Here is a 19,004-nt window from a genome sequence, read left to right as displayed (position 1 = left end):
AGAGAGAATCATCGCAATGACCGACATCGACTGGGATGAACTGCGCCAGGTCGCCACGGATGCCATGACGAAGGCGTACGCGCCGTACTCGCGCTACCGCGTGGGTGCGGCCGCCCTCGTCGGCGACGGCCGCATCGTGGCCGGCTGCAACGTGGAGAACGCGTCGTACGGTGTGACGCTGTGCGCGGAGTGCGCGCTGGTCGGTGACCTGCACATGTCCGGCGGCGGCCAGCTCGTCGCGTTCGTGTGCGTCAACAACGAGGGGCAGACGATCATGCCGTGCGGACGCTGTCGCCAGCTGCTGTTCGAGCATGCGATGCCCGGGATGCTCCTGGAGACCGTCTCCGGCATCCGCACAATCGACGAGGTGCTGCCCGATGCGTTCGGGCCGCGCGACCTGGAGGAAGCACGATGACCGCTGGACAGGCTCAGGGAGCCATCGAACCGTTCGACGCGATCGATGTGATCCGCGCCAAGCGCGACGGGGGTGCCGTGCCCGAGGCGGAGTTGCGGTGGATGGTCGATGCCTACACCCGCGGCTATGTCTCGGACGCGCAGATGGCGTCGTTCGCGATGGCGATCTTCCAGCGCGGCATGGAGCGCGACGAGATCCGCGTGCTGACCGACGCGATGATCGCGTCGGGGGAGCGGATGAGCTTCGCCTCCCTCGGCAAGCGCACGGTCGACAAGCACTCCACCGGTGGCGTCGGCGACAAGATCACGCTGCCGCTCGCCCCGCTGGTCGCCTCGTTCGGCGTGGCCGTGCCGCAGCTGAGCGGTCGCGGGCTCGGTCACACGGGCGGCACGCTCGACAAGCTCGAGTCGATCCCCGGATGGCGCGCTGCTCTGAGCAACGAGGAGATGTTCGCGCAGATGCAGGGAGACGTGGGTGCGGTCATCTGCGCCGCCGGCTCTGGCCTCGCACCCGCGGACAAGAAGCTGTATGCGCTCCGCGACGTCACCGGCACCGTCGAGGCGATCCCGCTGATCGCGTCGAGCATCATGTCGAAGAAGATCGCCGAGGGCACGGACGCTCTCGTGCTCGATGTGAAGTTCGGCTCCGGTGCGTTCATGCAGGACATCGATCGCGCCCGCGAGCTCGCCCGCACCATGGTCGCTCTCGGCACCGACTCCGGGGTCGCGACGACGGCCCTGCTGACCGACATGAACGTCCCGCTCGGCCTTGCGATCGGCAATGCGAACGAGGTCCGTGAATCCGTCGAGATCCTCGCCGGTGGCGGACCCTCGGATGTGCGCGAGCTCACGATCGCCCTGGCACGCGAGATGCTCGCCCTCGCAGGACAGCCGGACGCCGACGTGGAGGCCGCTCTCGAGGACGGCCGCGCCATGGACACCTGGAAGGCGATGATCCGCGCTCAGGACGGAGATCCGGATGCCGCGCTCCCGACGGCGCGCGAGACCCACCAGGTGCTCGCCCCCACCGACGGAATCATCACGCGCATGGATGCCCTCCCGTTCGGCGTCGCTGCCTGGCGTCTCGGCGCGGGGCGCGCCAGGGCGCAGGACCCGGTGGTCTTCGAGGCAGGCATCGATCTGCATGCGAAGCCGGGCGATCGCGTCGTCGCCGGCCAGCCGCTCTTCACCCTCTCAGCCGCCGACGATGCCCGGTTCGGCAGGGCTCTCGACGCCCTCGATGGTTCGTGGGAGATCGGGGATGAGGCGCCGGTGACCGGCCCCATCGTCCGTGAGCGCATCACGGCGTGACGGCGGACCGCTAGCCTGAACTGAGCACATCCGCGACCGAGAGGATCACCATGTCGATCGATGCGAACGGCGACGTCACACTTCAGGGGGTCTCCCTGCGGAGCCTTCCCAAGGTGTCGCTGCACGACCACCTCGACGGCGCGCTGCGGCCCGCCACGATCATCGAGCTCGCGGACGCGATCGGCCTGGAGATTCCGGAGTCCGACCCGAAGGCGCTGGGATCGTGGTTCGCGAAGCAGAGCGATTCCGGTTCGCTGGTCGAGTACCTCAAGACGTTCGACCTCACGACCGCCGTGATGCAGACGCAGGAGGGCCTCACCCGTGTCGCACGGGAGTTCGTCCAAGACCTCGCCGCCGACGGCGTGATCTACGGCGAGGTGCGCTGGGCGCCCGAGCAGCACCTGGCTCGCGGCCTCACGCTCGAACAGACGGTGGAGGCGGTGCAGCAGGGCATCGAAGAGGGTGAGGACGCCGCGGACCGCTCGGGACGCAGCATCCGCGTCGGGCAGCTGATCACGGCGATGCGGCACACCGATCGCGCCCTCGAGATCGCCGAACTCGCGGTCGACTTCCGCGGACGCGGTGCCGTGGGCTTCGACATCGCCGGTCCTGAGGATGGCTTCCCGCCGTCGAACCACCGCAGGGCGTTCGACTACCTCGCCGAGAACTTCTTCCCCGTCACCGTGCACGCGGGAGAGGCGGCGGGTCCCGCCTCCATCCGCTCGGCTCTGCTGGACGGACGCGCGCTGCGGCTCGGCCACGGTGTGCGCATCGCCGAAGACCTCGAGGTCATCACCCAGGAGGGCGACGAGGTGCAGGTGCAGTTCGGCGACCTCGCGCGCTGGGTCCGCGACCGCGAGATCCCGCTCGAGCTCTCGCCTTCGTCGAACCTGCAGACCGGGGCCATCGCCGCGTGGGGCAACACCATGGTGGACCACCCCTTCGACCTGCTCTACCAGCTCGGGTTCGCGGTGACCGTGAACGTCGACAACCGCACCATGAGCGCCACGTCTCTCACGCGTGAGCTCGCCCTGCTCGTCGAGGCGTTCGAGTACGACCTCGACGACCTCGAGACCTTCCAGTTCAACGCCGCCGCCGCGGCGTTCCTCCCCGTCGAGGAGCGCGAGGAGCTCGTGGAGATGATCGCCGAAGGCTTCGACGCCTGACCATGGCTTCCGGGGGGAAGAAGCGCCGCACGCGCGCCGCGATCATCGTCAGCGCCGTCGTGACCGCCGTCGTCGTCGGAGGTGGCGCTGCCGCCTTCGTCTGGCTGAACCGTGCGCAGGAGAACACGATTCCGAAGGCGCAGTCCGCCACGATCGAGCATCCGCTGACGCCGGCGGAGCAGATCGTGGCGGATGCGAACGATCCGCGCGCCTGTGCGGTGACCTTCTCGGGCGACGGGGCTCCTGCCGACCCGATGCTGCAGTTCCAGGACGCCCTGTACCAGGGCCTTCCGATCCCGCAGCTGGAGGGTCGGGTGTTCGCCGGCTGGTACGCGACGGCGGCGGACGCCGGAGCGTTGACGGTCGCGGCCCGCGTGAACGGCGCCGACCCCGTGGTGTGCACGGACCAGCAGGTCGAGCTCTTCGCCGCCTGGAAGACGCCGGAGCAGAACGCCGCGGAGAACGTGCGAGTGCCCATCCTCATGTATCACCAGTTCACGGCGAACCCCGAGGGGGAGAAGGGCTGGCTGCGCGGCAACTACGCCTACATCGGTGACTTCGATGCACAGATGAACCACATCGCGACGACGGGCTTCTACCTGCCCACCTGGGACGAGCTCAGCGCCTTCATCGACGGGCGGCTCTCGCTTCCTGCGAAGAGCGTGATCATCACCGATGACGACGCCGACCAGTCGTGGTTCGATCTCGCGGTGCCGGTCGTGGACAAGTACAAGCTGCTCAGCACGTCGTTCATGATCACGGCCGCTCGGCAGGACCCGGCGCCGTCCATCTACGTGCAGCGCCGCTCGCACACGCATGACATGCACCAGGCGGGCGACAACGGCAAGGGGCGGATGGTCAACTGGACGGCCGATCAGATCGCGGCAGACTTGACGACGTCGGCTCAGATCCTCGGTGTGGGTCAGGTCGTGGCGTATCCGTACGGGCATTACAACGACACCACCAAGCAGGGCGTCGCCCAGGCCGGCTACGAGATGGGACGTACCATCGAGCCCGGATATGTGAAGGTCGGCACCGACAAGCTCGCCCTTCCCGTCGTGCGCATCGACTACGGCATGGGGCTGGACGCGCTGGTCTCGCGCATCGGCTGAAGGAGACGGCCGAGACGAGGCACGGCAGGATGGTCCCATGCCCTCCTCCTCAGAGTCCGCAGCGGAATCCGCCTCCGTCGTCATCGTCGGGCCGGCATCGTGGAACACGATCATCGTGCTGGATCGGCTTCCCGAGCCGGTGCCGCACATGCAGTTCGCCGAGGACACGTGGGAGACGGTCGGAGGGACCAGCGCGGGCAAGGCGCTCAGCCTGACCGCGCTGGGCCGGACCACACGGCTGCATGCCATCTCCGGGACGGATGCGGAGGGCGGGCGCGTGCGCGACGCACTGCGCGCCGCCGGCGTGCAGACCTCCTGGGACGACGGGGTCACCGAACGGCATCTGAACCTGATGACGCGTGAAGGCGGTCGCGTCTCGCTGTACCTGTCGACCCCGAGCACGGCCGAGGGCACGCGCGACGACCGGATGCGCGACCGGATGGTCGCTGCCGATGCGGTCGTGCTCGACCTCGCCGCGGAACCCCTGCGCCTGCTGCCTCTCGCCCGATCGACCGGCACGCCGATCTGGGTGGATGTGCACGACTACGACGGCAGGGCGCACTACCACCGGCCGTTCCTCGACGCCGCTGATGCGGTGTTCTGCAACGCCGACCGGCTGGACGACCCGGTCGTGTTCCTGCAGTCCCGCATCGCGGCGGGAGCGCGCCTGGCCGTGTGCACCCTGGGAGCGGAGGGGGCCGTGGCGGTCGACGAGCACGGCGTGGTGCATCGGGTTCCTGCGGTGCCCGTCGAGGTCGTCGACACGAACGGCGCGGGTGATGCGTTCCTCGCGGGCGTGCTCGACGCGCGGCTCGACGGGGCGGGCGTCACCACTGCGCTCGAGGCGGGGGCGCGTTCGGCGGCGGCGGTCCTGCGCACCCGGCACCTCCATCCGCTGCTCGACCCGGTCCTCGGGGCCGTGGGGAGGTGACGCTCAGGGCGAGAGCGGTGCGAGGAACTCGTCGGTCAGACGCGTGACCTCCGCGTGCATCTCGTCGCGGGAGATCGTCGGAGTGCCGTCGCCGTCCTGCGGTCCGTAGTCGCCGAAGGACGCGTGCGACGCCCCTTCGATCTCGACCATGTCGGCATCGGCGGGCAGCTGATCGCGCGCATCGGCGATCTTCTCGGGGGTGGACAGCCCGTCTTCGCTGCCGGACAGGCTGAGGACGGGAAGCCCACTGCCGGAGAGATCGTTCGCGCAGTAGGAGGCGAACAGGACGAGCGCATCGGCGTCGTCCGCGAGCTGGCATGCACGCACGCCGCCCAGGGAGTGCCCGCCGACGCCCCAGACATCGACGTCGGGGGCCGCCGAGGTGAAGGCGTCGAGTCCGCGCGGGTCGAAGAACGCCAGGTTCAGCCACGGGCGTGTGATCACGACCGTGACCCCCTCTTCGGCCAGCCCCTGCAGGATCGCGGCATACGCCCACGGATCCACCTTGGCCCCGGGGATGAAGACGAGGCCGAGGTCCGATCTCCCGTCGGCGGGGGCGAGCACGATGCCCTGGTCGGCATCGGTCACGGTGATGGCCGGGTTCTCCCGCACCGAGGCGAGCGGCTCCGGCTCCGCGGCCATGACGCCGATCTGGGTCCAGGCGAGCACGCCGCCGACGGCGACGACCAGCACGATCGCGACGCTCCACAGCACGCGCTTCAGGATCCGGCGGGGCTTCTTCTGCACGAGACAACGCTACTCCGCCCGGTCGACGGTCGCTCGTCACCGAGGGGTGCTACGCCCGTGACTCCAGAATGCGCTTCTCGTTCCGGACGGCACCGCGGTAGGCGTCCTTGTTGACGTAGTAGGCCATCCGATCCAGGCCCAGGTAGCGGTAGCCGCCGGTCACATCGGGCCAGGGGCTTCCGGTCACACGATCGCGGAATCGCGACGCGCGCTCCGGATCCTGCTCGACCGCGTTCAGGTAGGCCGCGAGCAGCTCCGCCTGCTCGTAGCGGCCCTGCCAGCCGATGCCCGAGGCCTCGATCATGCCCATCACGTAGAGGCCGTTGAACGAGGCGGGGAAGACGTTCAGGAACAGCCGCGGCGCGGCACCGCGCCAGTGCAGGTGCTCGCGGTCGACGAACGGATAGTCGAGGGTGTAGCCGGTGGCGAGCAGCACGAGGTCGTAGTCGTCGGCGCTGCCGTCACGGAAGTGCACGCTCGCGCCGTCGAAGCGCGAGACGTCGGGACGGATGCGCAGATCGCCCTGCCCGAGGTGGTTCAGGACCATGGTGTTCACGATCGGGTGCGACTCGTAGATGCGGTAGTCGGGCTCCGGGAACCCGAACCGCACGGGGTCGCCGGTGAAGGCCCGCAGCACACGACTGTCGATGGCCTGCTTGATGCGCGCGGGGAGCGGTCGCCCCTGGTTGAGAGTGTCGCTCGGCCTGCCGAACAGATACCGCGGAACGAAGTAGTACCCGCGGCGGACGCTCATGTCGACGGATACCGCATGATGCACGGCGTCGACCGCGATATCGCAGCCGGAGTTGCCCGCGCCGATCAGCAGCACGCGCCGGTCCTTGAGCTGCTCGGGCGACTTGTACGCGTGTGTATGCAGCAGTTCGCCGGTGAACTCACCAGGGAATGCCGGGATGTTCGGCTCGGCGAGCGTCCCGTTCGCGAGAACGACGCCCGCGTACCAGTGCGTCTCGTCTCCCCTGGGGCCGGAACTGGTCAGATCCCAGCCGCCGTCGCGCGGCTCGAGACGCGCGACCCGCGTGTCGAAGAGGAAGAGGTCGGTGAGCCCGAAGTGCCGGGCATAGTCGTCGAAGTAGTCCCTGAGTGCCCGGTGTCCGGGGTAGTCGACCCGGGACCGCATGGGGAACTCGGTGAACTCGGTCGTCGTGCGGGAGGAGATGAGATGCGCGGACTCGTACATCGTGCTGCGGGGATTGCTGATGTCCCACAGCCCGCCGACGCCGTGCGAGGCCTCGTATCCGTCCACGGAGATCCCGCGCTTCTGCAGGGCGCGCGCTGCGGCGAGGCCGGACGGACCAGCGCCGATCACGGCATATCTGTTCATGTGGCTCCCGGATACCTGTGTGTTCTCGCACGTCGTCGTGCGCGAAACGCCCCCGCCCACCGATCGTATCGGCAGGCGGGGGCGTCGACGGGTCGCGGCTCAGGCCCTCTCGATGTGCTGCTGGTGGGCGGTGACGGCATCCCGGATCAGCGGGAACAGCGGATGCTCGGGGTCGAGGCCCGTCGTCCGCGTGGTGAACCCTGCGGCGTCCTCCGCGCGCAGCATCTGCTGCAGCTCGACCGACTGCTCGTCGGCCGGGTCGTCGAACTCGAGCGCTGCCGAGACGGCGGCGACCAGGGCCTCGGTGGACAGTCCGCGCTCCGCGGCCATGGCTGCGGGGCCCACGAAGCGCTCGTGACGCGAGATCTTGCGCAGCGGCTGACGTCCGACCCGCTGCACGGTGTCGACGAGTGCGGGGTTGCGGAACCGGTCGAGGATCTTCGCGCGATAGGCGGCGAGATCCTCCGGGTCCAAGCCGTGCTCGGCGACCAGCACGGCCGACGTCTCTTCGAGGGCAGCCGAGACGCTCGCGGCGATCGTCGGATCGGCCAGGGCATCCGAGATGCGCTCGATGCCCGCACGGGCCCCGAAGTATGCCGTTGCCGCATGCCCCGTGTTCACGGTGAACAGCTTGCGCTCGATGTACGGCGCCAGGTCGTCGACGAAGTGCGCGCCGGGGATTCTCGGCAGCTCTCCGCCGAACGGTCCCGACTCGATCGCCCATTCGAAGTAGGGCTCGACCGTCACGTCGACGCCCGATCCCTCCGGCTGCGCCGGCACGATGCGATCCACGGCGGTGTTCGCGAAGACCGCTCTGGTCAGCAGCGTCTCGGCATCGGCTCCTGCTGCGGCGACGATCTCGCGGCGCAGCAGGTCGGTGGCGCCGATCGCGTTCTCGCATGCCATCACCTGCAGCGGTGCGGCGGCGGGGGAGCGCAGGGCCAGTCCCGCGACGATCGACGGGGCCACGAACCGCAGCACCGTCGGTCCGACGGCGGTGGTGACGACGTCGGCCGACGCCACCTCTTCCGCCACTGCGGCGGGGTCCGTCCGGCTGTTCACGGCACGGAATCCGGTGACGACGTGATCGGTCCCTCCGGGGCCGGCCTCGTGCACGGTGTACGAGTCGACCGCGTTGATCGCGTCGACCAGCGCGTTGGCGACGTCCGAGAAGACGACCTCGTACCCGCCCTCGCGCAGCAGCAGACCGACGAATCCGCGCCCGATGTTGCCCGCCCCGAAGTGGACCGCCTTCATCCCTCGTTCACCTCCGAGAGGAGGGCGTAGAGCTCCTCCGGGGTCTGCGCAGCGGAGAGCCGGGCCACGTCGTCCTCCTCGGAGAACAGGATCGCGATCCGGGAGAGGATCTCCAGGTGCTCGTCACCCACGCCGGCGATGCCGATCACGAACGTCGCAGGGTCACCGGACCAGTCGACACCGCCGTCGTAGCGGACCACCGACAGGGCGGACGCGAGGATCGTGTCCTTCGCGTCGTTGGTGCCGTGCGGAATCGCCAGCCCGTTCCCCATGAAGGTCGAGACGGTCTCCTCGCGCTGCCGCATCGCGTCGACGTAGGCCGGGGTGACGGCTCCGGCCGCGACCAGGATGTCGGTCGCCTCCTGGAGGGCCTCGTCGCGCGACGCCCCTCCGGGGTGGATGCGGACCTGTTCGGGGGTGAGAACACTCATTCGTTTTCCTTTCGCTGTTCACGCACCATCTCGACGACCTCTTCGTACTTGGGCGAGTTCATGAAGTTGTCGACCGACACGTGGACCGAGTTCGGCGACTTCGCTTCGGCGCGCTCGGTGAGCTGCTGCTGCGTGATCACCACGTCGGCCGTTCCGTCGAGGTTCGCGATCGCCTGGTTGGTGACCGTGATGTCCTCGATGCCGGCCTTCTTCAGCTTGTTGCGCAGCACACTGGCGCCCATGGCGGATGAGCCCATGCCGGCGTCGCACGCGAACACGATGCGCTCGATCGGCGCGGCGGCGATCACCGTCGTGCTCGCGGCGGCAGCCGCCTCGGGGGATGAGGTCGCGGTCGACGTGCGCAGCGCGTCCATCGCGGCCGACGACTTGCCCTTGTTCGCCTCGGTCTGGGCGATCGCGGCACCGAAGGTGTCACCCTCGGCCTCCAGATCGCGCTTGCGGGAGGCCCGCAGGATCACACCGGTGATGAGGAAGGTGACGGTGGCGGCGATGATCACCGACAGGTACACGACCAGCAGGTTGCCGACGCCGGGTCCGATGGCGGCTGCGGTCACGGCGATGATGCTCCCCGGTGCGGCCGGGAATGCCAGACCGCCGCCGAGCACCATGTTCGTGGTGACTCCGGCCGCGCCACCCGCGATGAGCGCGAGGATCGTGGTCGGCTTGCTCAGCGCGTACGGGAAGTAGATCTCGTGGATGCCGCCGAAGAACTGGATGATCGCCGCACCCGGTGCGGAGGCCTTCGCCGCGCCGACGCCGAAGAACGTGAAGGCGAGCAGCAGTCCGAGGCCGGGGCCGGGGTTCGCTTCGATGAGGAAGAGGATCGACTTGCCGGTCTCCGCCGCCTGCTCGATCCCGAGCGGGGTGAAGACGCCGTGGTTGATGGCGTTGTTCAGGAACAGCACCTTCGCCGGCTCGACGATGATCGACACCAGCGGCAGCAACTGCAGCGTGACGAGCCAGTGGACCGCGGAGCCGAGCGCCGCGCTGATGCCGAGCATGACGGGGCCGAAGGCGAAGAAGCCGACGATCGCGAGGATCATTCCGAGGATGCCGGCGGAGAAGTTGTTCACCAGCATCTCGAAACCGGGGCGGATCTTGCCTTCCCACAGCCGGTCCATCTGCTTGGTGATCCACGCGGCGATCGGGCCCATGATCATGGCGCCCAGGAACATCGGGATGTTGGTGCCGACGATCACACCGACGGTGGCGATGGTGGCCACCACACCGCCGCGCTCGCCGTAGACCATGCGGCCGGCCGTGTTCGCGATCAGCAGCGGAAGCAGGTACGTGACCATCGGTCCGACGAGGCCGACGTAGGCGAGGATGTTCCCGTTGTCACCCTCGGCGACCGCGGTCATGGCACCCTGCCACCCGATGATGGCGGAGTCGCCGCCCCCGCCGATGATCTCGGACACGCCGGCCCAGTGCCAGCCGAACGGGCTGTCCGCGCCGAAGAACCCGGCCGGGATGAAGAGCATCGTGATGAAGCCCCAGGCGATGAAGGCCGCGATGTTGGGCATGATCATGCCCGAGAGGAATGTGCCGAAGCGCTGCACTCCTACGCGGAGGCCGCCGGGTCTGGTGGCGGCAGGTGACGTCGTCGTCATGATGTCGTCTCTTTCTTGTGGAGGGGGAGTTCCGCGGCGAGCGTCGCCACGGCGGTTCGGGCGGAGGAGGCATCGTCGGCAGCCAGGGCGGCCTGGGCGAGGCTCCGCGCCTCGGACGGGGTGCGCTCGGACAGCGCGTGTCGTACGTCGGCGAGGGCCGACGGTGCCATCGAGAGGCTGGTCGCGCCGAGCCCGACCAGCACCACGGCGAGGAGAGGGTCGGCCGCGGCCTCGCCGCAGATCCCGACGGGCTTGCCGAGACGTGCGCCCGCATCGCCGACCTCGCGCACCAGGCGCAGGACGGCGGGGTGCCAGGGGTCCTGGAAGCCGGCGACCGAGCCGAGCATGCGGTCGGCAGCCATCGTGTACTGCGTGAGGTCGTTGGTACCGATCGACGCGAAGTCCGCATGGGCGAGCACGCGGTCGGCGAGCAGGGCGCTCGCCGGGATCTCGACCATGACGCCGGCGGTCTTCAGCCCGTATTCCCGAGCGAGGCCGGTGAAGTAGATCGTCTCCTCGACCGTCGCCACCATGGGGGCCATCACCCAGAGGTCCGCCTCCGTCTGGGCGTCGGCTTCCGCAAGCGCGGTGAGCTGCTCGCGCAGGATGTCCTCGCTCGCCCGCAGCGCCCGCAGGCCCCGAAGACCGAGAGCCGGGTTCTCCTCGTGCGCGTCGTTGAGGAACGCCAGCGGCTTGTCGGCGCCCGCATCCAGCATCCGGACCACGACCTTCTTGCCGGGGAACGCCGCCAGCAGTTCGCGATACGACTCGCGCTGCTGCGCGATGGTGGGTGCCTGCGCCGAGGACAGGAACAGGAACTCGGTGCGGAACAGCCCGACGCCCTCGGCCCCCCGAACGACCGCATCGGCCGCGTCTGCAGGCTTCCCCAGATTCGCGAGCAGCGCGACAGGCGTGCCGTCGGCGAGAGCGCCGGGAGTGGGTGGGGCCGCGTCGGCCGACTGGCGAGCGGCTGCGCGCTCCGTGGCTCGGGCCTTCTCGTCATCCGTCGGTTCGCGTGTGACGACGCCGCTGGCCGCGTCGACGATCACGGTCTCGCCGGTGGTGAGCATCTCGCCGTCGGCGACCCCGACGATCGCGACGATGCCTTTCTCCCGCGCGAGGATCGCGGTGTGGGATGTCGGGCCGCCATCGGTGGTGATCAGCGCGAGCACCTGGTCCAGATCGAGGAGCGCCGTGTCGGCGGGGGCGAGGTCGCGCGCGACCAGGACGAACGGGTGTCCCGGGTTCGGAACGCCGGGGGCGTCGACGCCGCGGAGGCGGGCGAGCACGCGCTGCGCGATGTCGTCGAGGTCGGCTGCGCGCTCGCCGAGGTAGCCGCCGACGGCTTCGAGCGTGGCGCGGAATCCGGCGAACGCATCGTGCACAGCCCATTCGGCCGTCGCACCCGCGTCGATCCGGGTGTCGACCTCGTCCTGGAGAGTCGGGTCCTCGGCGATCATGGCCTGCGCCTCGAGCACCTCCTGCGCGGATCCGCCGGCGGCTTCGCCCCGTTCGTTCAGCTCGTTCGCAACGGTGGAGACGGCGTCGCGGACTCGGGCGCGTTCGACGTCCGCGCCCGCGGTGCTGGGCGTGTTCTCCGGAGCGGGCATCGCCTCGGCCATGCGGACGATCGGGCCCTGGGCGACCCCGAGACCGATCCCCACTCCCCGGAGCTCGCTCATGCGGAGTCCTGATCGTGGTCGGTGGTGAGGAGTTCGGTGAGCGTGTCGAGCACGTTCTCGGCGCCTTCGCCGTCGGCCGTGAGCGTCACGTAGTCGCCGTGCTCGACGGCCAGGGCGATGACCCCGAGGATGCTCGCCGCGTTGACCGGCTTGCCCGAGTCCTTGGCGATCGTCACGGCGATGCCGGAATCCTTCGCGGCCTGCGCGAAGAGCTTCGCGGGGCGGGCGTGCAATCCGTGCGAGGAGCCGATCCGAACGGTGCGGGTGGCGGTCATGATGTTCCTTTCGGGGTTTCGCCGGCGGCGGCGAGGATCGATCGGGCGAGGTCGAGCGTGCGCGAGCCGTCGAGATCGGCGAAGACGTCGTCCGGAAGCACCGCGACGGGCGCGCTCGCACCTTCGCGGATGGCGTCGAGGCGGTCGCTCAGATGAGGGCCGACGAGGACGAGGTCATGGTCGGATCCGGCGACGGAGCTCTCCATACCGGCCGCCGCGTCCCAATCGAGACCGGCCGCGGCTGCCGCACGGCGGAGCCGCTGCGCGACGAACGTGCTCGATGCTCCCGCACCGCACACCACGAGAATCCTCATCGATGCCCACCCTTCCTGAGAACAGTCTGGGAACGGTGGAGGGGTGCGCGCCAACACGTTCCTTTCCGCCCCTGCGGAACAGGCCCTTCCGCCCGAGGGCGCCGGGCACCTGACATCATGGAGAACACGTCGAGACAGTGCGGTCAGCACGCGGAAGGGGAGGATCATGTCGCGCCAGCGCCAGGACCAGCTCCTCGCGGCGTTGCTGCGCCAGGAGGGGTGGGCGACGGCGGCGAGCCTCGCCGACCTGATGGGCGTCACCCCGCGCAGCATCCGCTCCTATGTCGCGGCGCTGAACGCCCGCACGCCCGGGGCCGCGGTGATCGAGTCGGGTCCTGCGGGCTACCGTGCCGGATCCGGCGCCCGTGGCGCGCTGCGGATGCGCCAGACGGGGGATTCCGCACCCCGCGACCGTCTGCACACGCTTGTGCGGCTCCTGCTCGACGAGCACGGAGGCATCGACGTGTTCGACACCGCCGAGGATCTGCACGTCAGTGAAGCGACGCTCGAAGCGGACCTGGTGCGCGTGCGGGGTCTGCTCGACGGCACGGATCTGGTGCTCGAGCGCGAGCGCGAGACCGTGCGACTGCGCGGCAACGAGACGGCGCAGCGCCGCCTGCTCAGCAGACTCGCCCACGACGAGATGGACGACGCCTCGTTCCATCCGGAGACGTTCCGTCGGGCGCTCTCCGGATCGGCGGTGGCCGCCAGCGCGGTCGGGCCGTTCAAGTCCGCGCTCGTGCGCGAACTCGGCGAACTCGGCTACTACGTGAACGAACTCGCGATCTCCGATGTGCTGCTGCACATCGCGATCGCCGCCGAGCGGGTCGCCGCTGGACACACCCTCGAATCGACCCCGGCGGGCACCCGAGAGGAGATCCCGCGCGTCGGGACCGTCATCGCCCGCCTCGCCTTCGAGCATTTCTCCGTGGTCCTCGGCGAGGGGGACAGCGGTCATCTCGCATCCCTCGTGCTCACCCGCATCGTCGCGCCGGGCGAGGACGCGACGCGTGAGGTCGCACGCAGCGGCGTGGATCCGAAAGTCGAGGCCGCGGTACGCGCGGAGATCGCCCGAGCGGCGGAGGACTTCCAGGTCGACCTCGTCGACGAGACCTTCGTGCTGCGTCTCGCCCTGCACGTGCAGAATCTGCTGCGCCGCGCCGAAGAGAGCGCCCTCACCCGCAATCCGCTCACCCGGTCGCTGAAGACGACGTACCCGATGATCTTCGAGGTGGCCGTCTCGATCGCCAGCGGCCTGCACGACCGGGTCGGCACACCCATCCACGACGACGAGATCGCCTACATCGCCATGCACGTGGGTGGGCGTCTCGAACGCAGCCGCAAGGCCGAGTCGATCCTCACCGCCACCATCGTCTGCCCGGGCTATCACGAGTTGCATGAGCTGCTCCGCTCCAGCGTCGACCGCTCCCTGGGGTCGGCGATCGAGGTCACGACCGTCGTGACCAACGTCGATCCCGACTGGGCGTCCTTCGACACCGACCTCGTGCTCAGCACGATCGAACCGGGGTCGTCCGGCGACCGATTCGTGCGCATCCAGCCGTTCCTGACCGACGCCGACGTCGACCGGATCCAGCAGGCGGCCGCCCGGGTGCGCCGGGGGCGACGTCTCACGCGCCTCCGTGGCGAACTCGCCCGCTACTTCCTCGCCGACGCGTACGTGTTCCCGCTTCCCGATGAGGGGGAGGAGGCGATCATCCGTCGTCTCGGCGGTCTCCTGGTGCAGGCCGGCCTGATCGGCGAGGACTACGTCGAGAACACCATCGTGCGCGAGCGGATGTCGTCGACGGCGTTCACCGATGCACTCGCCGTCCCCCACGCACTCCAGATGACCGCCACCCGCACCGCGATCGCCATCGGCGTCGCGGACGGCTCAGCGGCCTGGGGCGGCGGACGCGTGCAGGTCGTCGCGCTCGCCGCGTTCAGCGAGAGCGATCGTGCGGCGTTCCAGACCGTGTTCGAACAGCTCGTCGAAGTGTTCAGCGAACGCGAGAGCGTGCAGCGGATCGTCCGGAAGGGAACGACGTTCGAGGCGTTCCTCGATGAGCTCGTCGCTGTGATCGACGGCTGACGGCGCAGCGGTCACCCGCGGGGAGCGAGTACCTCCGCGAGCTGGTCGAGAACGGCCTCCGCCGTCGCGGAGGGCGCCGTCTCGATCACCACGGAGTCCCCGGAGGCGATCCCCAGGTCCATGACCGCCAGCACGCTCGTCAGATCGACGGTCGTGCCGTCGGCCGTGCGCAGGGTGACCGGAGCCTCGTGCGACTGCGCGAGTCGCACGAGCTCGGCCACCGGACGCGCGTGAACCCCGTTGTGCGCGCTGACGATGAGGCGTCGGACCGGCATGCTCAGGAGCGTTCGTCGAGGAGGGCGCGGACGCCCGCTTCGAGCTCCGCGACGGCGTCACGTGCGCTCTCGGCCGACTCCGCCCTCGCATCGATGTAGACCTTCAGCTTGGGCTCGGTCCCGCTGGGGCGCACGATCACACGGGAGCCGTCGCCGAGACGGTACCGCAGCACGTCTCCGGAGGGCTGACCCGGTGCGGCCTGCAGCAGGTCCTCGGCCGAGGCGATCGATCGGCCGCCGATGTGCGTCGGCGGGAGTGTGCGCAGCGCGAGCATCACGGAGCCGATGACGGCGAGGTCCTCGACCCGCACCGACACCTGACCGCTCGCGAAATGCCCGTACGTCTCACCCAGCTCGTCGAGCAGATCGACGAGCGTGGCTCCGCGATCGCGGGCCTCGGCGGCGAGGCCGAGGATGGCGACGGCCGCCGACACCCCGTCCTTGTCGCGCACGGTCTCCGGATTCACGAGGTAGCCGAGAGCCTCTTCGAAGCCGAAGACGATACCCGGTGCCCGGGAGATCCATTTGAAGCCGGTGAGGGTCTCGTGGAAGTCCAACCCGTGATGCGCGGCGACGGCGCCGAGGCCGGGGGAAGAGACGAGAGAGCACGCGAGCGAGGCGCCCGGTGTGCCGGCCGCCGCGCGTGCGGCTCTCGCGCCGAGCAGGAGACCGACCTCGTTGCCGGTGAGACGACGCCAGCCGTCGGGGGCGGAGTCGTCGGGGACCGCGACGGCCAGTCGATCCGCATCGGGGTCGTTCGCCAGGATGAAGTCGGCCTTCACTCGTCGGGCGCGCGCGAACGCGAGATCCATCGCCCCCGGTTCTTCCGGATTCGGGAACGACACGGTGCGGAACGTGGCGTCGGGGGTGAGCTGCTCGTCGACGACGAACGGCTGCGGGTATCCCGCTTCCTTGACGATGCGGGACAGCGTCTCCCAGCCGACCCCGTGCATCGCGGTGTACACCCACCGCATCCCGGTCGTCCCGGCGGGTGCTGGCGCCACGGCCACGGTTGCCGCGATGTAGGCTTCGACGACCTCTTCGCCGGCCGTCTCATACTCGGTGGAGCGCGGCAACGCGGTGAAGGAGCCCGCGTCGGCGATGCGCTGGATGTGCGCGGCGATCTCGGCGTCCGCCGGGGCGACGATCTGGGATCCCTGGTCGGCGCCACCGAGGTACACCTTGTAACCGTTGTCGTTCGGCGGGTTGTGGCTCGCCGTCACCATCACGCCGGCATCGGCGCCGAAGTGGCGCACGGCGAAGGCGAGGACGGGCGTCGGGAGCAGGCGGGGAAGCAGGATCGCCCGCAGACCGGCTCCGGCGAACAGCTCGGCGGAGTCCGTCGCGAACACGCGGGAGTTCCGGCGCCCGTCGTAGCCGATCACGACCGTCGGGGTCGCGCCGTGCGACTTCTCGCGCAGGTAGGCGGCGAAGCCGGCTGCGGCCTGGCCGACGAGAACCCGGTTCATCCGGTTGCTGCCGGCGCCGAGTTCGCCGCGGAGACCCGCGGTTCCGAAGGCGAGGCGAGTGCGGAAGCGGTCGTCGAGGTCGGCGACGGCCTCTCGGTCGCCGGCGGCGGCACGTGTGATCACGCCGGCCAGCTCGTCGCGCGTCTGCGGATCCGGGTCCTGTCGCAACCAGGCGCGGGCCTGGGCGAGCCGCTCGTCGCTCACAGGGCCTCGACCACCCTGGCCAGAAGCCCGGAGATCACCGGTTCGGCCTCGCGCCCGGCCTCGATCACCTCGGCATGGCTGAGCGGTGTCTGCTGGATGCCGGCGGCGAGGTTGGTGATGAGCGAGAACCCGAGGATCTCCATGCCGGCCTCGCGGGCGGCGATCGCCTCGAGCGCGGTCGACATGCCCACGATGTGGCCACCGATGTGCTTCGCCATCTGCACCTCCGCCGGGGTCTCGTAGTGGGGGCCGCGGAACTGCGTGTAGACGCCCTCGTCGAGCATCGGGTCGATCGTCCGGGCGATCTCGCGCAGACGCTTCGAGTAGAGGTCGGTGAGGTCGACGAACGTGGCGCCCTCGAGCGGAGAGTCGGCGGTGAGGTTGATGTGGTCGCTGATGAGCACGGGCTGACCGGGCGTCCACGTCTCGCGGATGCCGCCGGCGCCGTTCGTGAGCACCATGATCTTGGCGCCCGTCGCGGCGGCGGTGCGCACGCTGTGCACGACACGGCGCACACCGTGGGCTTCGTAGTAGTGGGTGCGCGCGCCGATGACGAGGACGTTCTTGCCGTCGGGGGTGCGGATGCTGCGCAGGGTACCGACGTGTCCTTCGAGCGCGGGCTTGGAGAAGCCGGTGACCTCGGTCGCGGGGATCGTCGCCACGGTCTCGCCGATGATGTCCGCGGCCTTGCCCCAGCCGCTGCCGAGGGTGAGGGCGATGTCGTGCTTCTCGACGCCGGTCAGACGGGCGATGTCGGCGGCGGCCTGTGCGGCGACCTCGAACGGGTTCGCGGTCGGGTCGTCGAGGGGGTTGCTGTGCGTTTCGGGCATGGATCCACTCTAGGAAGGTGCAGGCTCGGGTGCCAGGATTGCGCGAGAATGGATTCCATGTCTTCCACCACTTTCGAGCGCACTCAGCGCGTCGCCGTCCTCGGCGGCGGTCCCGGCGGCTACGAGGCGGCCCTCGCGGCAGCCCAGTTGGGGGCCGAGGTCACCCTGGTCGAGCGCGTGGGAGTCGGCGGATCCGCCGTCCTCACCGACGTCGTGCCCTCGAAGAGCCTGATCGCCACCGCCGATGCGGCCGTCGCCATCTCCGAGGCGAGCGACCTCGGGGTCAACTTCTACGCCAAGGGCGACCACTCGCGACCCCTCAAGCCCGAGATCGCGATCAACCTCGCCGCCGTGAACAAGCGGCTCCTCGCGCTGGCGGGTCAGCAGTCCGAGGACATGCGTGCGACGCTCCTCGAAGCCGGCGTACGCATCCTCTCCGGTCACGGTCGCCTCGAGGGGCCCACCGCGATCATCGTGTCGACGGGCCAGGGCGGGACCGACTTCGACCGGGTCGAGGCCGACACGATCATCGTGGCGGTCGGTGCCTCTCCGCGCGAGCTGGACTCGGCCAAGCCCGACGGCAAGCGCATCCTGACGTGGACGCAGCTGTACGACATGAAGGCGCTCCCCGAGCATCTCATCGTGGTCGGTTCCGGTGTCACCGGTGCGGAGTTCGCCTCCGCCTATATGAACCTCGGTGCCAAGGTGACCTTGATCTCCAGCCGCGAGCAGGTGCTCCCTGGCGAGGACAAGGATGCGGCGAGCGTTCTGGAGAAGGTCTTCAAGCGCGGGGGCATGCAGGTGCTCTCCAAGTCCCGTGCCGACCGCGTCGAGGTCACGGATGACGGGGTCACGGTCACCCTGTCGGACGGGCGCACGGTCGATGGCAGCCACTGCCTGATGGCGGTCGGTTCCATCCCGAACACCGCGGGCATCGGTCTGGAGGAGGCGGGTGTCGAGCTCGATGAGTCGGGACACGTGCGGGTGAACCGGGTCGCGCGCACCTCCGTCCCCAACGTGTACGCGGTCGGCGACTGCACGAACTTCTTCCCGCTGGCCTCGGTCGCCTCGATGCAGGGGCGCACGGCCGTCTTCCACGCCCTCGGCGACATCGTCATCCCGCTCGAACAGATCAAGATCACCTCGAACATCTTCACCGCGCCCGAGATCGCCACGGTCGGCTACGGCGAGAAGGACGTCGAGGACGGTGTGGCCGACGGCCTGGTCTACAAGCTCCCGCTCGCGGCGAACCCGCGCGCGAAGATGATGGGCATCAAGGACGGCTTCGTCAAGCTCATCGCCCGCAAGGGATCGGGCACCGTGATCGGCGGCGTGATCGTGGCGCCGAAGGCATCGGAGCTGATCTACCCGATCGCGGTCGCCGTCGAACGCCGTCTCACGGTCGACCAGGTCTCGCGGGTCTTCGCGGCATACCCCTCGCTCTCCAGCAGCATCACCGATGCGAGCAGGGCGATGCATCTCGTGAACATCTCCTGATCCCGGGAGAGATGCGGAAAGGGCGCC

At 69.5% G+C, this 19,004-nt stretch carries 18 protein-coding genes; 7 read left to right on the top strand and 11 right to left on the bottom strand.

The window, feature by feature from the left end:
* Positions 1-16 precede the first annotated feature (16 nt).
* The 5 genes from GZ64_RS0107615 to GZ64_RS0107595 are packed head-to-tail and all read left to right on the top strand — an operon-like array spanning position 17 to position 4,934.
* Positions 17-415, top strand: a complete 399-nt coding sequence (locus GZ64_RS0107615; RefSeq protein ID WP_017828470.1) for a cytidine deaminase — start codon at positions 17-19, stop codon at positions 413-415.
* Positions 412-1,725, top strand: a complete 1,314-nt coding sequence (locus GZ64_RS0107610) for a thymidine phosphorylase (protein ID WP_029265711.1) — start codon at positions 412-414, stop codon at positions 1,723-1,725. Before GZ64_RS0107615 ends, GZ64_RS0107610 begins: the two co-directional genes overlap by 4 nt.
* Positions 1,726-1,775: 50 nt before the next feature.
* A complete protein-coding gene (locus tag GZ64_RS0107605; protein WP_029265709.1) occupies positions 1,776-2,891 on the top strand; it encodes an adenosine deaminase in 1,116 nt (371 codons plus the stop codon).
* 2 nt (positions 2,892-2,893) lie between these two features.
* A complete protein-coding gene (locus GZ64_RS0107600) occupies positions 2,894-4,003 on the top strand; it encodes a polysaccharide deacetylase family protein (protein WP_029265706.1) in 1,110 nt (369 codons plus the stop codon).
* A 37-nt stretch (positions 4,004-4,040) separates the two neighbouring features.
* Complete coding sequence (locus tag GZ64_RS0107595; protein ID WP_029260567.1) at positions 4,041-4,934, top strand: carbohydrate kinase family protein; 894 nt, start codon at positions 4,041-4,043, stop codon at positions 4,932-4,934.
* Between the two features lie 3 nt (positions 4,935-4,937).
* Here the strand turns inward: GZ64_RS0107595 and GZ64_RS0107590 are convergent, their stop codons facing one another.
* The 8 genes from GZ64_RS0107590 to GZ64_RS0107555 all read right to left on the bottom strand — a co-directional run bounded on the left by GZ64_RS0107590 (position 4,938) and on the right by GZ64_RS0107555 (position 12,613).
* Positions 4,938-5,681 (bottom strand): alpha/beta hydrolase, encoded by a 744-nt coding sequence (locus tag GZ64_RS0107590; RefSeq protein ID WP_029260568.1) that lies wholly within the window; start codon positions 5,679-5,681, stop codon positions 4,938-4,940.
* A gap of 49 nt (positions 5,682-5,730) precedes the next feature.
* Positions 5,731-7,023 (bottom strand): flavin-containing monooxygenase, encoded by a 1,293-nt coding sequence (locus GZ64_RS0107585; protein ID WP_029265704.1) that lies wholly within the window; start codon positions 7,021-7,023, stop codon positions 5,731-5,733.
* Positions 7,024-7,122: 99 nt separating this feature from the next.
* A complete protein-coding gene (locus GZ64_RS0107580; protein ID WP_029265702.1) occupies positions 7,123-8,280 on the bottom strand; it encodes a mannitol-1-phosphate 5-dehydrogenase in 1,158 nt (385 codons plus the stop codon).
* On the bottom strand, positions 8,277-8,711 hold the full coding sequence (locus GZ64_RS0107575) for a PTS sugar transporter subunit IIA (protein WP_029265700.1): 435 nt from the start codon (positions 8,709-8,711) through the stop codon (positions 8,277-8,279). Before GZ64_RS0107575 ends, GZ64_RS0107580 begins: the two co-directional genes overlap by 4 nt.
* Positions 8,708-10,342, bottom strand: coding sequence for a PTS mannitol transporter subunit IICB (locus GZ64_RS0107570; protein ID WP_029265699.1), 1,635 nt, complete (start codon positions 10,340-10,342; stop codon positions 8,708-8,710). Before GZ64_RS0107570 ends, GZ64_RS0107575 begins: the two co-directional genes overlap by 4 nt.
* Positions 10,339-12,024, bottom strand: a complete 1,686-nt coding sequence (gene ptsP / locus GZ64_RS0107565; protein WP_036331196.1) for a phosphoenolpyruvate--protein phosphotransferase — start codon at positions 12,022-12,024, stop codon at positions 10,339-10,341. Before ptsP ends, GZ64_RS0107570 begins: the two co-directional genes overlap by 4 nt.
* Positions 12,021-12,299 carry an HPr family phosphocarrier protein gene (locus GZ64_RS0107560; protein WP_021199694.1) on the bottom strand — a complete coding sequence of 93 codons (279 nt, stop codon included), beginning with the start codon at positions 12,297-12,299 and terminating at the stop codon, positions 12,021-12,023. Before GZ64_RS0107560 ends, ptsP begins: the two co-directional genes overlap by 4 nt.
* The gene (locus GZ64_RS0107555; RefSeq protein WP_029260573.1) at positions 12,296-12,613 is read right to left on the bottom strand and encodes a PTS sugar transporter subunit IIB; all 318 of its coding nucleotides are present in this window, start codon (positions 12,611-12,613) and stop codon (positions 12,296-12,298) included. Before GZ64_RS0107555 ends, GZ64_RS0107560 begins: the two co-directional genes overlap by 4 nt.
* Before the next feature lie 166 nt (positions 12,614-12,779).
* On the opposite strand from GZ64_RS0107555, the gene GZ64_RS0107550 reads away from it, so the two are divergent.
* Complete coding sequence (locus tag GZ64_RS0107550) at positions 12,780-14,702, top strand: BglG family transcription antiterminator (protein WP_029265695.1); 1,923 nt, start codon at positions 12,780-12,782, stop codon at positions 14,700-14,702.
* Positions 14,703-14,713: 11 nt separating this feature from the next.
* Here the strand turns inward: GZ64_RS0107550 and GZ64_RS0107545 are convergent, their stop codons facing one another.
* Genes GZ64_RS0107545 through GZ64_RS0107535 form a run of 3 tightly spaced genes read right to left on the bottom strand, consistent with a single transcriptional unit; the run spans position 14,714 to position 17,480 of the window.
* Positions 14,714-14,977: an HPr family phosphocarrier protein gene (locus tag GZ64_RS0107545; RefSeq protein ID WP_029260575.1), complete on the bottom strand. Its 264-nt coding sequence runs from the start codon at positions 14,975-14,977 to the stop codon at positions 14,714-14,716.
* Between the two features lie 2 nt (positions 14,978-14,979).
* Positions 14,980-16,650 carry a phospho-sugar mutase gene (locus GZ64_RS0107540; protein ID WP_029265693.1) on the bottom strand — a complete coding sequence of 557 codons (1,671 nt, stop codon included), beginning with the start codon at positions 16,648-16,650 and terminating at the stop codon, positions 14,980-14,982.
* Positions 16,647-17,480 carry a purine-nucleoside phosphorylase gene (locus GZ64_RS0107535; RefSeq protein WP_029265691.1) on the bottom strand — a complete coding sequence of 278 codons (834 nt, stop codon included), beginning with the start codon at positions 17,478-17,480 and terminating at the stop codon, positions 16,647-16,649. The genes GZ64_RS0107540 and GZ64_RS0107535 overlap by 4 nt, the downstream gene beginning before the upstream one ends.
* Before the next feature lie 48 nt (positions 17,481-17,528).
* On the opposite strand from GZ64_RS0107535, the gene GZ64_RS0107530 reads away from it, so the two are divergent.
* Positions 17,529-18,977 (top strand): NAD(P)H-quinone dehydrogenase, encoded by a 1,449-nt coding sequence (locus GZ64_RS0107530; RefSeq protein ID WP_021199688.1) that lies wholly within the window; start codon positions 17,529-17,531, stop codon positions 18,975-18,977.
* The last annotated feature ends 27 nt before the right edge of the window (positions 18,978-19,004 follow it).

It is taken from the genome of Microbacterium sp. Cr-K32 (assembly GCF_000708345.1).
GTDB lineage: Bacteria > Actinomycetota > Actinomycetes > Actinomycetales > Microbacteriaceae > Microbacterium > Microbacterium maritypicum_A.
This window is presented reverse-complemented; position numbering and strand designations above follow the sequence as displayed.